Consider the following 13,738-nt stretch of genomic DNA (forward strand, 5'->3'; position numbering starts at 1 on the left):
ATGAGTGCAACGGGTTTTGCCGATCTCGACGCTGACTATACGGCGATAATCGATGCGTGGACCGCAGAGCTCCACGCCGTCATGCCGGCGATCGAGGAATGGTGGGGCGCACTGCAGCAGCGCCTGAACGCCTCCGGTGAGAACATAGCCAATCTGCATTGGCCCGCCGGGCTGGTGGCCCATCCACGGATTCTGGCGATCTACCGCAAGCACTACTTCAAGGTTCACGGCCTGAACCTTGAACGGTACGCCCGACAGACCGATGATGACGACGAGGACGATGAATCGAACTGGGGTGAGGATGGCGACGAAGCGGACGCCAGCGGTCCCGTGCCGCCCAATCTGCTGCTGGTCGAAATGATGTCCGAATACGACACGGAACTATTCAAGTACTTCAAGTACTTCGTCTATGTCCCGATCGGCGAGGATCCATCTCTCGAAATGTGCTGAGGCTAGAAGAAGATGGCAATGCGGATTGATCATAGTGTCGAACTCGGCCTGAACCGGCTTCTCAACGCACCCCAGGACGTTGTCGGTCCCGATCATGGAATCCGCCTTTCGCGCCGCGAGGCCTCTGCTGCCTATAGGTCCCTGTTCAAGGCCTACCTCGCTGACTTGCAGGAGACGTTCGAGGTGGCTTCCGAGATCTGGGAAGCTGGCCTCGACGAACTGGTCGATGGCGGCCTGACCGTCAATCAAGCGATCACGGCCCAGCTGGATGATGCAGCGGCCGGCCCGGCGAATCATCCGGCGGTGGTGTGGCTCGTGCGGGAATACTGGCTGCGATGCGTTGCGGTGGGGGAAACGCTGCCCGCGGCCGACCGCCTCGCGCCTGAGGTGTTCCTGCTGCAATGGGTCGTCGATGAAGGCAACAAGGAATATGTAGAACTGCTGACGGCCATGCCCTATTGGCCGATCGGGCTTGATGAAAACGGCCGGTGGTGCTGAACGATGGCCTTCGATGTCTGGCTGGAAAACAGGACACCCTTCGCCGCCGCGACGCACGTCCAATTGAATGCTGACGGCCAAGAAACTCTGATTGTCATGCTATCGGCAAGTTTCACGGCGACGGATGAAGGAAAGGAATTCCAGCCAGCGGCCGAACAGGTGCCGGTGATCTTTGGCGATGAGCCTTTTGGCGATCCGGCCCTTTCATCGACCCGCTACGAAGCGGACATCGCGCCCGTCAAGCCTGGCGCCGAGGTGATCGTGAATGGCGTCGCGCACGCGCCGGATGGAAGGCCGGTACGCGAGATGCAGGTTGGCCTGCGTGTCGGTAACTCGATCCGCAAGGTATTGCAGGTCGTCGGGGACCGGATCTACGACTCCGGCGGCTACAGCGCACCGGCGCCTTTCCGGACCATGCCGATCGTCTATGAACGCACCTATGGCGGCACTTTGGAAGACTTGCGCACGGACCAGCGCAACCCAGTCGGCGTGGGGTACCATAACGCCCGGTCTGCAGATCCTGCGGTCAGAACCGAGGCGCCCAACGTCATGTATCCGGGCGAAGCGCAAGCCCGACCTGGGGAATCCCTGAGGCCGGCGGGATTCGGGACGATTGGCCGGGGCTGGCAACCGCGCCTGGCTTTCGCCGGAACCTACGACAAGGCTTGGCTCGAATCCCAATGGCCGCTCGCTCCCAAAGACTTCGACACGCGGCATTATATGTGCGCCCCAGCCGATCAGCAGATGGCCGGCATCGGCAACGGCGAGGATATCACGGTGATCGGCATGACGGCTTCGGGCAGATGGGATTTCCGCCTGCCGCGCATCACGGCCCCGCTTCGGCTCATTTATGACGATCGTGTAGAAGAAAACGCGTTCAAGCCTGACACCGTGCTCATCGAGCCTGACTTGAAGCGCGTGACCCTTAAGGCTCGTTTGGCAGTGGTAATCCGGCGCAACGTGCCGGCGCTGCGGGAAATCGCCTTCGGCCACATTTCTCCTGTTTGGATCAATGCGCGCCGCAAGCGAAAACTCTATCTCAATCTTCTCGGCGGCGACGGGGCCCTGCGCGATCGCTCGGCGTGGCAGCCGTGAAGCGGCCGCTCTACATCTCGGTTGGTGGCGCCGTCACGCCTGCTGGATTGAACGCGCGCCAGACCATCTCAGCCATTCGCGCCAACCTGTCAGCATTTCAGGAGGTGCCTCTTTCAGAGCCGTTTCCCACCACACAGATCGTGGCACGCATTCCAGCCAAGGCGGGCCTGCGACGCAATGACGGGGTATGGCTCGCCAGCATGGGCGCCCGCGCTCTCAAGGAGGCGATGCTCGACAACAAGGCAACGCCGGACCAGACCGCTGTTCTGCTCGCGCTGCCGGAGAGTTTCCGCGACCATCCGGCGTATGAAGAGGTCGAGCGGGGGCGCCTTTTGAATGCCATTTTCGAGCGATGCGGCCTGCGCTTCAATGCCGGCTCGCGCGTATTTGACGGCGGTGCCGCAGCCAGCGCCGGACTGCTCGACTATGCCGGCGACATGCTAGAATCCGGGACCGTCGCGCAGGTGCTGCTGGGTGGTGTGGACAGCCTCGTCAACGGGACCGACATTGCGCGCTTGATGCGAGCCAATCGTCTGAAATCCGAAAACAATGCTCAAGGGGCAGTCCCTGGCGAGGGCGCTGTCTTCGTGCGCCTGACGCGAGCGCCGGGGAGCGGGCCGGCTGCAATGATTTGCGGGGCGGGCCTGGCTCAAGAGATCGACAGCGTTCTTTCCGAACGCCAGAGTCAAGGCCGTGCGATGGTGGCTTCGCTGCTTGCTGCCTTCAACGGGTCCGGACCCAAGGAACCCGATATCGAGTTCCTTGTCAGCAATGGAAACGGGGAACGGTACAGCGGGCTCGAACAACTGGTCGGTCGCTCGCGCTTCTACCGCACGCACCGCGAGATATTCCCGACAGCCTACCCTGCGATGACGGTCGGCGACATTGGAGCCGCTAGTGCGGCACTTGTTCTGATGCTGGCGGCCGACAGTTTTATAAGCGGTTACGCGCCGGGCCGCGTCGCAGCCTGCGAGCTTGCATCCGAGGGTGGCAACCGGTCGGCGATCGCGCTTACCGACCTCCGCCAACGCTGAACGGAGGGACAAGCCTTCCCTCGGCGAAAGCGATCACATCCACGCCGGGAACTTGCGTGTCCTGCGCCAGTCTGCCAGCGGCGCCTCGGGCGTGGCGATCGCCGCGCGCAACGCATCCACCCTGAGCCTGCGCATCGAACGGAACAGACGATGGTTGCGCCCGCCGCGCCCTTCGTCCCACCATGCTTCGACGCGATCGGCGGCCGGCAGCGAGCTGTCGTCGAGTTGGGCAAAGCCCTCGCCAAGAACAGCTGGATCGGCAACGAAAAGGTCGGTGTCGCCGAAGTCCACCTCGAACAGATCGCGAAGTGCTGCACCCGCTGCGGATGCCAGTTCCGGCTCGCGCATCTTCTCGATCAGCCACGGCACCACCGCTTGGTCGCCGAGCAGCCCGATCGATGCCGTGGCCGCGATGCGCAAGACAGGCTGTCCGAGACGTGATTGCAGCCAGGCCTTGCCGGCCTTCGGCGGGGTCGTCAGCAGGCGCAACTCGATCGCCGCCTGCGCATGGTCCGTCTCCGTCAGCACGATCTTGTCGATCACCGAGTGCGCGGACCGAGCCTCGCCAAGCAGGCAAGCAGCGAAGGCGGCCGCAAGACGTTCTTTCGTTGTCTCGCCGTCAAGCCCAGCCAGGACTTCCGGAAGCAGGTCGCGCCGCCTGAGCACGCCGGCGAGCCGGACGGCGCGCCAACGCACGTTCGCATTGGAATGGCTGGCCAGATCATGCAGGCGCTGTCCCGGATCGACGCGATGATGCCAGAGCGCAGATAGCCCAAGACAGCGCAGCCGCGCGTCGCGCGTGTCCAGCCACTGCGCCACGAACGGGCGCAGGTTTTCGCCCGGCGTGCGCGCGATCGCGGCAGACAGGCTCGATATGCCGGCGTCACCTAGGCTTGCGCCCGCGTCGATTGCAGAGGTCACCAATTTGGCATCGCTCCAACGCATTGCCAGAGTGCCAAGCACGAAAATCTCGCCCGGTTCGGCGTAGTCGGCGAAGCGCGCTTGAGCAGCTTCCCAACCGGCCTTGCCGGCTGCCATGAGCCCTTCGAGATTGGCTTCGAGACGCTGGTCGATGCGGCCGATATCGGTCTCGTCGAGGATTGGACCGTCGATCTCCAGACGACGTCGAAGCCACAGGAACGCCGCGTCCTCGGCGTGTTGGTCCACGATCGCCGCAATGGTCGCGATGCTGTGCATCGGCAATGCCTCAGTTAAGATGCACGGCCCCGCCGCGGATGCGGTTGGTGCCACTGGCCTGGCTGGTCAACTGGGTGCCACGAATGGTCACGCGTCCATTCTTCTCCAGAATGATCGATGCCAGGCCGCAGCGCAGTTCAATGCGCTCATCGCCGTTGATGACGACACGTTCGCCGTCGCGGACGACTTCGAGGCTCCTGCCGCGGGGCGCAGGATCGACGATGCGCCCGACCACCAGCGGCCGCGCCGGGTCGCCGCCCTCGAAGAGCAAAGCCAGTTCGGATCCGACGGCCGAAACGTCCAGCTCCGTCAGGCTGCGCGCCGCTATCGCGGTCTCGCGCGGATTGCCGACGAAGACAACCAGCGGCGCCCCGCCTTGGAAGCCGATCAGCAGGCCGATCACGACGCCGTCGATACGCTCCAGCACTTCCATGATGATGCCCTCAATTGTTGTTGATCGTGCTGCCCTTGACGATCACCTCGCCGTCGGCCTTGACGGTGATCTTGCCGCTGCCCTTGAGGGTAATATCCTTCCCATCAGCGACAATGGTGCCATCCTTTTTCATCGTGATCGAGGCCGAACCGCATTTGAGCGTGATCGAGTCGGCCGCCTCGATCATCAGATTCTTGCCGACCTTGATCACACTGTCTTCGGCTATCTGGATTCCGCTGCCTTTGCCGACCTTGAGCGCGTGCCCGCCGCCGACATCGGTTGCGTCGTCCGCAGCGATTTTTGCCGACCTGCCCTTGCCGATCTGCGACGACTGTGCCCCGCCGATGGTGAAACTCTGATCGGCGCCAACATTGACGCTTTGCGCCGCCGCGATGTTCCAGCTATCAGCCGCGCCGATATCGTGGCTCTGCGCCGCGCCCACAGTGACCGACCGCGTCGCACCGATCGTGTTCGCCTGCGGACCGCCCACGGTCCGGGTCTCGGATGCACCAACGCTATCGACGCGTGCTGCGCCAACGGTCACCGTCTGCACAATCGCGACGGTCTGGGTGTGGTTGGCGCCGACCGTCTCGGTCGAGTTCGAGCCGATGTTGATCGTCTCATCGACCCCCACCGTCAGTGAGCGGTTCTTGCCCACCGTCTCGGTGTCGTTCGACCCGATATTGGTGGTCTGGTCGACACCGACCTTGACCGTCTTGTTGTTGCCGACGTCCTCGTCGAGGTTGTGGCCGACGGAGTGCTTGGCGTCGTGGTCGATGCGGTCGGACTGGTCGTGCTGGACCAGCTTCTGGCGATCATTCTTGATCAGAAGGTGGTGGTCCTTCTGCGCCTGGAAGTTGACCAGCTCCGAGCCGGCCTTGTCCTCGAACATCAGTTCGTTGTAGCCGCCACCGCCCTTCGACGAGTTGGACTTCCAGCCGGACTGCGTGGCGTTGCCAGGCAGTCCGTAGGGCGGCATCTGCGAGGCGTTGTAGACCCGGCCGGTGATGATCGGCAGGTCCGGATTGCCTTCGATGAAATCGACGATGACTTCCTGGCCGATGCGCGGGATCTGGATGAAGCCCCAGCCGCTGCCGGCCCAGGTCTGCGACACCCGCACGAAGCAGGAGCTCTTCTGGTCCTTCTTGCCGAGGCGGTCCCAGTGGAACTGCACCTTCACCCTGGCATATTTGTCGGTGAAGATCTCCTCGCCGGACGGACCGACCACGGTCGCCGTCTGCGGCCCGCGCATGATCGGCCTTGGCGTGATGCGCGGCGGCCGATAAGCAACTGAGGTCGGCGCCACACCGAGCACCACCTTGAAATTCTCGCCATCGGTGTCGACGCCGGCGCGATAGCCCGGATCGAACAGCCGGTACTCGGCGCTGATCACCAGATACTCCTTGTTCTGGTCTTTGCGCGGAAAGCCGTCGAGCTTGAAGGTGCAGCCGGAGAACAGGCCGCGCACGGTGCCGACGGCGGCAATGCGCATATGCGGCGCCTGGATTTCTTCGCGCCTGATCGCCGCCAGGCTGTCGCCGCGGCCGACTTCCAGATGCGCGCCGGGGTGGCGATAGTTCTCGCCGGCAGCCTGCTTGTGGCCGAAGGGCTGTGCCGACTTCGCCATCAAATCGGCGGCGGGTTTTTCGAAGTCATAATCGGTGTGGGCATAGGCGCCGGGGCGCACCGCGCTGCCTGGAATCCACTCGGTGATGTATTCGACGTCGCGGCGCGAGCCCTGTCCTTCGAACTGATAGAGCACGGTCTCATAGCCCGGCGCCGGCTTGAGCTTGCTCATGGCGTCGGCCAGGATCAGTGTGTGCTCACCCTCGGCATGCTCGAAGAAGTACATTATGCCTTCATGCTCGAGCAGCCGCTGCACGAAATCGAGGTCGCTCTCGTCGTACTGCACGCAATATTCGCGCGGCGGATAGGAGCCTTGCAAGCGCTTCTCGAACTTGGCGATGCCGCCATATTTGGAGAAGATCTCCTCCACGATCTCGACGGCAGTCTTGTCCTGGAAAATGCGGCAGTCGGTGGTATTGCCGAGGAACCACAGCCACGGCCTGACGACCGCCTCGTAGTGAGCCAGCCGATCTTCGATGCGGGTAAGGCGAAACTCGGCGATGAGGCCGCTGAACCAGCGCTTGGGGTCGGCCTCGCCTTCGATCGAAACGGCGCCGCCCAGCATCTTCAGCGGGTCGATATCGGCATTGGTCGAAACAAATCCAACGGTGTAGGCAAGGCAGCGGCTGATCTCGTCGCGGCCGACGAGATGCGTAAAGGTCAACAGCTCGGCGCCGACCGGCGTCTGCACAAGCGCGGCGCGTTGTTCACTCGGCATGGGTCGTGCCCCTCCTGAGCGCTAGTGTGGCAGGTTCGAAGCCCTTCTTGTGTTAACGACCTCACGTTCAGGGATATTTCGCAACTTGCCACCCAAGCCATGTTGAGCCTACCACATGTTCTATGGCAGACCAAAGAGGACAAGCGGCAGGCCGTTGCTGTTTGCGCCGCTTTCGCCAGTGTGAAACGCCGCTCTCCCGCTGTGCCCGCAAGCTGCTAGACTGTGGCACATCGGATCAATGGAAACGGCAGCGGTCGACGGTCCATAGCGCATGTTCATCAGTCTGCAGATCAGCAATGTCGATGTCCTGCCTGCCGGGCTGCCGCCCGGCTACGCATCGCGCGACCGCGGCTTCGAGATCGGGCGGGAGAACTGCGCCTGGACCTTGCCCGATCCTGACAAGTTCATCTCCGGCCGACATTGCGAAATCCGCTACGAAGGCGGCGCCTTTTTTCTCCACGACGTCTCGCGCAACGGCACATTCGTCAACGGGTCGAGCCAGCGCCTGACCGGCCCGCATCGGTTGGCGCAAGGTGACCGGCTCCGGATCGGCCGCTATATCGTCTCGGTGTCGATCGATGACGGGAACCCAGCCTTCGGTGGCCATGGTTCGACGCAACGGCAGATGCCTGGTGCCGGATCCTTTCCAGACCATGTCGCATCGCCACGGTCACCGACCGCGCCACCCGCTTCGGTCTCCAGCCGGCCGCAGCAAGCCGACGAGATCCTGCGCGCGATTGCCGCCGGCGCCGGCATTCCGCCAGAGGTGCTTTTGCTGCGCCAACCGCAGGAGGTAGCCGGCGAGATCGGCGCGGTGCTGCGCATCGTCGTCGACGAGCTGGTGTTGCTGTTGAAGGCGCGCGCCGCTGCAAAAGTCCTGGCCAAGACCAGCGACCGGACCATGATCAATTCCGCCGACAACAATCCGCTAAAGTTCGTGCCCGGGACAGACGAAATCCTCGACATCATGTTCGCGCGGCGCAGGGCCGGCTATCTCGATGCCAGGCACAGCATCGAAGACGCTTTCCACGACCTCAAAACACATGAATTCGCCACCTTCGCCGCCATGCAGGCAGCGCTGTCGCGGTTGCTTGACGATCTGTCGCCCGAGGCGATTGCGAAAAAACTGCCGCCATCCTCCTTTGCCTCGAAGAAAACGCGCGCCTGGGACGCGCTGGTCGCGACCTGGCGGGCCAAGGAGGAAGCGCACGAGAACGGCATGCTGGACATATTCCTCACCTATTTCAGTGAAGCCTATGCCAAGGCCGCCAAACAGAAGACCGGCAAGGGCTAAGCCCGCGCACCGCTGAAGACACCGTGAAGGCGACCCGAGCACGGGCCGGCCACCAAAATTGCGCCGGGTTTCCATCGCAACCTTCTGAGACTACGATCACATACGACGATTGAGCACGCGGGTACGGTTGGTCGACCTCGGGGGTCTGCGGCACATGTCATGTCACGGCGAGATAGCGTCCTGCGGTCCGCGTTTGCGCGGACATGGCGCTGTGCGTCGCGGCGCGCGGGCGTAGAGGCAGGGATCGGCGATGAGCTCGAAGGATGATCCTTTCGATCCGACCGGCAAAACCGTCATCCGCCCCAGCCGCCCCAATCCCGGCCGCAAGCAAAAGACGGTTCTCGCCCGCGATGCGCCGGCCCCCGGCAGTACGGTGATCGCCCCTGCCAGCGTCCCGGAACCCACGGTTTTCGATCCCAACGCCGGCCGCCAGCCGCCGTCCGACGTCACGGGGACGGTGATCTATCAGGGAACGCCCTTCGCCAACGCGCCGGCCGATCCGCCCGTTCACGGCTCAGCCGGGACGGCGGGGAAAACGCCATGGGATGCGCTGCTCGGCGCCAGCGATGCCGTCGATTATGGCGCGGCCAACCCGATCGTCGCTGCCGCGGCGCCCTTGCTGATACTGCTTGGGCATCTGCGGCTGATGGCTGTCGAAAGACCGGCCGAGCCGCTGGCGCAGCATGTCGCCGGCCTGATCGAGGATTTCGACCGCAAGATCGCCAGGACCGATACCTCGGAAGAGGATGCGCGCATCGCCAGCTATGTGCTTTGCGAAACCGCCGACGATATCGTCGCCAATCTGCCCGGTTCCAGCCGGGATGCGTGGGCGCAGCACGCCATGCTGCAGCGCTTCTTCCAGGTCAAACCCACCGGCGCCGGTTTTTTCCAGGCGCTGAACACGGTGCTGGCGACGCCGGAACCTCATCGCAATCTCATCGAGCTGATGCATGTCTGCCTGTCGCTTGGCTTCGAAGGCCAGTATCGCGGCCAGCCGCGCGAGAGCCTCGAACGGGTCCGCCGCGACGTCTACGAGACATCAGCCTATTTCCGCGTCCCCGGTGACGACGGCATCTCGCCGCGCTGGCAAGGCTTGTCGGTCACATCAGCGCAAGGCTCCAGGCGGGTTCCGCTCTGGGTCATAGCCGCTGCAACCGCGGCGGGCTTGACCGCAGCCTTTTTCACGCTGCGCGTGCTCATCACCAATGGTGGCGAGGCTGTTGCCGGCGAGTTGCTGGCGCTCAATCCGGCGACGCCGGTCACCATCGAGCGCACCGGCTTCGTCCCGTTGACCGAGGAGGTGAAGGTCGTCGCAGCGCCAACGACGATTGGGCAGGTCGATCGCATCCGCACTGCCTTGGCCAAGGAGATCGAAGCCGGCGGCGTCAGCGTCGGCACCAAGGGTGATTTCATCATCGTGGAAATCAGCAACGCCCTGCTGTTCCAGTCGGGACGAGCCGAGGTCAAGCCGGAGTTCGAGCCGGTGGCCACCAGCATCGCGGCGGCTCTCGATGCGGAGCGCGGGCCGATCCGGATCGTCGGCCACACCGACAACGTCAAACCGAAGAAGACCAGCGCCTTCAAATCGAATTTCGACCTCTCCGTCGCCCGTGCCCAGTCGGTGGAAAAGATGATCGCAGCGCATTTCAGCGATCCGTCGCGGACAAAGGTCGAGGGCAAAGGCGAGGACGAGCCCATCGCCGACAATGCAACGCCGGAGGGCCGCGCCAAGAACCGCCGTGTCGATGTAATGATCCCGCGGGAGGAGACGCTGTGACCGGCTGGCTGCTGCGCATCTTCAGCGCGCTCGCGCTCGCCGGCTTTGCCGCCGCGGTCTGGTACGCCGGCCCGTTGATCCGCTTTGCCGGCGCCCGGCCGTTGGATCCCATCTGGCTGCGGGCAGCGATCATCGGCGCCGTCGTCGGAACAGTGGTGGTCATTTATGCAATCCGGTTCTGGCGCAGGCGCAAGGCGCAGAAGGCGCTGGAGGCCGCCATGGCCAGCGCCGAGGATGACGGCAGCGATGCAAAGGTGCTGGAAGCTCGCATGAACGAGGCGGTCGCGACGCTCAGGCAATCGAGCGGCAAGCGCAACTTCCTCTACGACGTGCCCTGGTACATCGTCATCGGCCCGCCGGGCGCCGGCAAGACCACCGCGCTGGTCAATTCCGGCCTGAACTTTCCGCTTGCCGGGTCGGGCCAGGCGCAGCCGGTGGCGGGTGTCGGCGGCACGCGCAATTGCGACTGGTGGTTCACCGACGAGGCGGTGCTGATCGACACGGCCGGGCGCTACACGACGCAGGATTCCCATGCACGGACCGACAGCAAAAGCTGGCTGGCGTTCCTGTCGCTGCTCAAGCGGCACCGGACGCGTCAGCCGATCAATGGCGTCATCCTGGCGATCAGCCTTGCCGATCTGATGGCGGACGGAGAGCAGGCGGCCCGTCTCGCCGAGATCCGCAGCCGCCTGCAGGAAATCCACGAGGTCCTGAAGGTCCGCTTTCCCGTCTACGTGCTGTTCACCAAGGCCGACCTGGTCTCCGGATTCATGGAATATTTCGGCGGTTTCGACGAAGCACGCCGGCGCAAGGTGTGGGGCGCGACCTTCCAGACCGCCGAGCGCGGCCTGAACATGGTCGCAGAAGCGCCAGCCGAATTCGACGCGCTGGTGAAGCGCCTGACCGAAGAGATGAGCGAGCGGCTGCAGGCGGAGACCGATCCGGTCGCGCGCATCGCCATTTTCGGCTTCGCCGCGCAGATCGGTGCGCTGAAAGGCCGGATCGTGAATTTCCTCGAGGGCGTTTTCGAGCCGACGCGCAAGCAGCTGAACGCCCCCCTGCGCGGCCTGTATTTTTCTTCCGGCACGCAGGAAGGCACGCCGATCGACCAGTTGCTGGGCAGCATAGGCCGCAGTTTCGGCAGGAATGCCCAGGCGCATCTTTCCGGCACCGGCAAAAGCTTCTTCCTGCACGATCTGTTGAGCCGCGTCATTTTCGCCGAGTCCGGCTGGGTGTCCTATGACAGGGCGGCCGACAGGCGCGTTGCGATCGCCCGCTACGCTGGCCTGACAGCGATCGCGGCCATAGCGATCGCCGCGCTTGGCGTTCTCGGCCTGAGCTTTACGACCAACAAATCGCTGGTCGCCGCGACCGGCCAGGCGGCAGGCCAATACCGCGCGACAGCCGCGCCGCTGCTGGCCAGGACGACGGTGTCGGATGCCGACCTCGAAACCGTCATCGGCGCGCTAGATGCGCTGCGCGGCCTACCAGCCGGCTATGACACCAAGGATCAGCCGACGCCGGCCACGGCGACGTTCGGCCTCAGCCAGCGTGAGCGTATCCTTTCGGCTTCCGAGACTGCCTACCGGCAAGGGCTGGAGCGCATGTTCCGCTCGCGCCTGCTGTTCCAGCTCGAACGCACGATCGAGGCCAGGATGGCCGATCCGATGGCGCTGTACGAGCCGCTGAAGATTTACCTGATGCTGGGCGGCAAGGCGCCGAAAGTGGATGACGAGCTGGTCGTCACCTGGCTGAAACGGGACTGGGAACAGAACCGCTATCCCGGCGCCCACAATCGCGACGGCCGGGCGCAATTGGAGAAGCATTTGCGCGCCATGCTGGCGCTCGACAACGACCAGGATCCCTCGTTCGAACTCAACCGCACGCTGGTCGAATCCGCCCAGCGCTCGCTCGGCCGCATGAGCCTTGCCGATCGCGCCACCGCTCTCATCCAGTCGGCCACCTATGCGGCGGCGCTGGACGATTTTTCGGTGGCCTCGCAAGCCGGCCCGGAAGCGCCGATGCTGTTCGAGCGCAATGACGGAAACGATCTCGCCGGCCTTCGCGTCCCCGGTCTCTACACCCATGCCGGCTTCGACTTCTATCTGGCGCAACTTGCCAGGAGCGCGCAGGCGCTGGTCGACGATCAATGGGTGATCGGCTCGAGCGGCGAGCAAGGCGGCTTCGACCAGGAATTGCTCAAGCTCGGCCCGGAACTTCTCGACCGCTATGGCAAGAGTTTTGCGGCGGCGTGGAACGAGGTGCTCGACAGGTTGAAGTTCAAGGCAGTGACCGCCGACAAACCGCAATATCTGGCGCTGTCCGCAGCGGGATCACCGAGTTCGCCGCTGATGCAGCTGTTCGAGGCGATCGCGCGCGAAACAGCTTTGACGCAAGAGCGCAATCCGGCTGCGCCGTCTCAAGACAGCGACCAGGAAATCGCCGCGCGCGCCAAGGGCCTCGCCCGCATCGGCATCGAGATTGCGGCGCGCAAATCGCAGAGCAGGGCCGGGACCGCCTTTGTCAGCACCCAGAACCAGGATCCCGGCGCCAACATCGAAGCCCAGTTCCGATCTTTCCAGGCTTTGGTGGCCGGGGCGCCGGAGCAGCGGCCGCTCGACGCCCTCACCCAGAATTTCCGCGAAATCTATCAGAGCGTGCGGCTGGCCGCCGATGTCCCCGCCCAGACGGACCAGGCCAACGCCAATCTGCAGCTGCAGATCTCGACGTTGCGCGCCAATGCTTCGCGGCTGCCGAAGGCGCTGGCCAGGATGGTGAGCGCGGCGGCGGACGATTTCGAGGGCACCGTCGCCGAAACATCGACCACGCGTCTCAACGAGATGCTGGAGGAGACCGTCGGCCGTCCGTGCGAAGAGGTGATTGCCGGGCGCTTTCCATTCGCCCCCGCCGGCACCGACGATGTCGCCATGGCGGATTTTGCCAGATTGTTTTCTCCGGGCGGGGTTCTCGACCGGTTTTTCGCGCAGAACCTGGCGTCGCTGGTCGACATGAGCGGCCAGGACTGGGACTGGAAACAGGACACCAGGTTCGGCCGCAATCTGGCGAAATCGACGCTGAAGAACTTTCAGCTCGCGGCACAAATCCGCGCGGCTTTCTTTCCGCTCGGCGGGCCGGTGCCGTCGATCAACATCACCTTCACGCCGCTGTCGCTGCATGGCGATGCCGACATGGCGCTGCTCAATATCGACGGCCAGGTGCTGCAGGCCACCCAAGCCGGCAACACGCCGGGCCTGATTCCGTGGCCGGGCAAGACCGGTTCGGCCAGTCTCAGCCTGACGCCGGAGCTGCCCGGCCGCGAGTCCGCAATCAAGTTCGACGGTCCCTGGGCGTTGAAACGATTGCTGGACAAGGGGCAGGTCACCGCCAATGGCGACAGTCTCGAAGCGCATTTCCTCATCGGCGGGCGCGATGTCGCCTACACGATCAAGACCGGGGAGGACGGTAATCCGTTCACGCTGCCGGCGCTCTCCGCGTTCAGCTGTCCGAAGGCTTTCTGATGGGGAATTGCATGGCAGGACCAAAGATTGCAGGACGCAGAGACAGCGGCGGCACCACACCGTCCGTCATCAGCGGCTTAGATTTCGATACTCTAATG

10 protein-coding genes are annotated in these 13,738 nt (G+C 63.9%); 7 read left to right on the plus strand and 3 right to left on the minus strand.

Annotation, left to right across the window (positions count from 1 at the left end; genetic code table 11):
• The 4 genes from NKI06_RS19905 to NKI06_RS19920 are packed head-to-tail and all read left to right on the plus strand — an operon-like array spanning nucleotide 1 to nucleotide 3,077.
• Nucleotides 1–450 carry a hypothetical protein gene (locus NKI06_RS19905; RefSeq protein ID WP_023682620.1) on the plus strand — a complete coding sequence of 150 codons (450 nt, stop codon included), beginning with the start codon at nucleotides 1–3 and terminating at the stop codon, nucleotides 448–450.
• Nucleotides 451–468: 18 nt separating this feature from the next.
• The gene (locus NKI06_RS19910; protein ID WP_023682621.1) at nucleotides 469–948 is read left to right on the plus strand and encodes a hypothetical protein; all 480 of its coding nucleotides are present in this window, start codon (nucleotides 469–471) and stop codon (nucleotides 946–948) included.
• A gap of 3 nt (nucleotides 949–951) precedes the next feature.
• Entirely contained in the window at nucleotides 952–2,043 is a 1,092-nt protein-coding gene (locus NKI06_RS19915; protein WP_023682622.1) for a DUF2169 family type VI secretion system accessory protein, read from the plus strand.
• The gene (locus tag NKI06_RS19920; RefSeq protein WP_023732196.1) at nucleotides 2,031–3,077 is read left to right on the plus strand and encodes a hypothetical protein; all 1,047 of its coding nucleotides are present in this window, start codon (nucleotides 2,031–2,033) and stop codon (nucleotides 3,075–3,077) included. The genes NKI06_RS19915 and NKI06_RS19920 overlap by 13 nt, the downstream gene beginning before the upstream one ends.
• 33 nt (nucleotides 3,078–3,110) lie before the next feature.
• Here NKI06_RS19920 and NKI06_RS19925 read toward each other — a convergent pair whose 3' ends face one another.
• Genes NKI06_RS19925 through NKI06_RS19935 form a run of 3 tightly spaced genes read right to left on the minus strand, consistent with a single transcriptional unit; the run spans nucleotide 3,111 to nucleotide 7,051 of the window.
• The gene (locus NKI06_RS19925; RefSeq protein WP_023704807.1) at nucleotides 3,111–4,274 is read right to left on the minus strand and encodes a hypothetical protein; all 1,164 of its coding nucleotides are present in this window, start codon (nucleotides 4,272–4,274) and stop codon (nucleotides 3,111–3,113) included.
• A gap of 10 nt (nucleotides 4,275–4,284) precedes the next feature.
• On the minus strand, nucleotides 4,285–4,710 hold the full coding sequence (locus NKI06_RS19930; protein WP_023682625.1) for a DUF6484 domain-containing protein: 426 nt from the start codon (nucleotides 4,708–4,710) through the stop codon (nucleotides 4,285–4,287).
• A gap of 7 nt (nucleotides 4,711–4,717) precedes the next feature.
• Nucleotides 4,718–7,051, minus strand: coding sequence for a type VI secretion system Vgr family protein (locus NKI06_RS19935; RefSeq protein WP_352986818.1), 2,334 nt, complete (start codon nucleotides 7,049–7,051; stop codon nucleotides 4,718–4,720).
• 271 nt (nucleotides 7,052–7,322) lie between these two features.
• On the opposite strand from NKI06_RS19935, the gene tagH reads away from it, so the two are divergent.
• The 3 genes from tagH to tssM all read left to right on the plus strand — a co-directional run bounded on the left by tagH (nucleotide 7,323) and on the right by tssM (nucleotide 13,640).
• Nucleotides 7,323–8,345, plus strand: a complete 1,023-nt coding sequence (tagH, locus tag NKI06_RS19940) for a type VI secretion system-associated FHA domain protein TagH (protein WP_352986819.1) — start codon at nucleotides 7,323–7,325, stop codon at nucleotides 8,343–8,345.
• A 250-nt stretch (nucleotides 8,346–8,595) separates the two neighbouring features.
• Nucleotides 8,596–10,122: a type VI secretion system protein TssL, long form gene (gene tssL / locus NKI06_RS19945; protein WP_352986820.1), complete on the plus strand. Its 1,527-nt coding sequence runs from the start codon at nucleotides 8,596–8,598 to the stop codon at nucleotides 10,120–10,122.
• Nucleotides 10,119–13,640: a type VI secretion system membrane subunit TssM gene (gene tssM, locus NKI06_RS19950; protein ID WP_352986822.1), complete on the plus strand. Its 3,522-nt coding sequence runs from the start codon at nucleotides 10,119–10,121 to the stop codon at nucleotides 13,638–13,640. Before tssL ends, tssM begins: the two co-directional genes overlap by 4 nt.
• Nucleotides 13,641–13,738 lie beyond the last annotated feature (98 nt).

Source organism: Mesorhizobium sp. M0772 (assembly GCF_040320135.1).
Classification (GTDB): Bacteria; Pseudomonadota; Alphaproteobacteria; order Rhizobiales; family Rhizobiaceae; genus Mesorhizobium.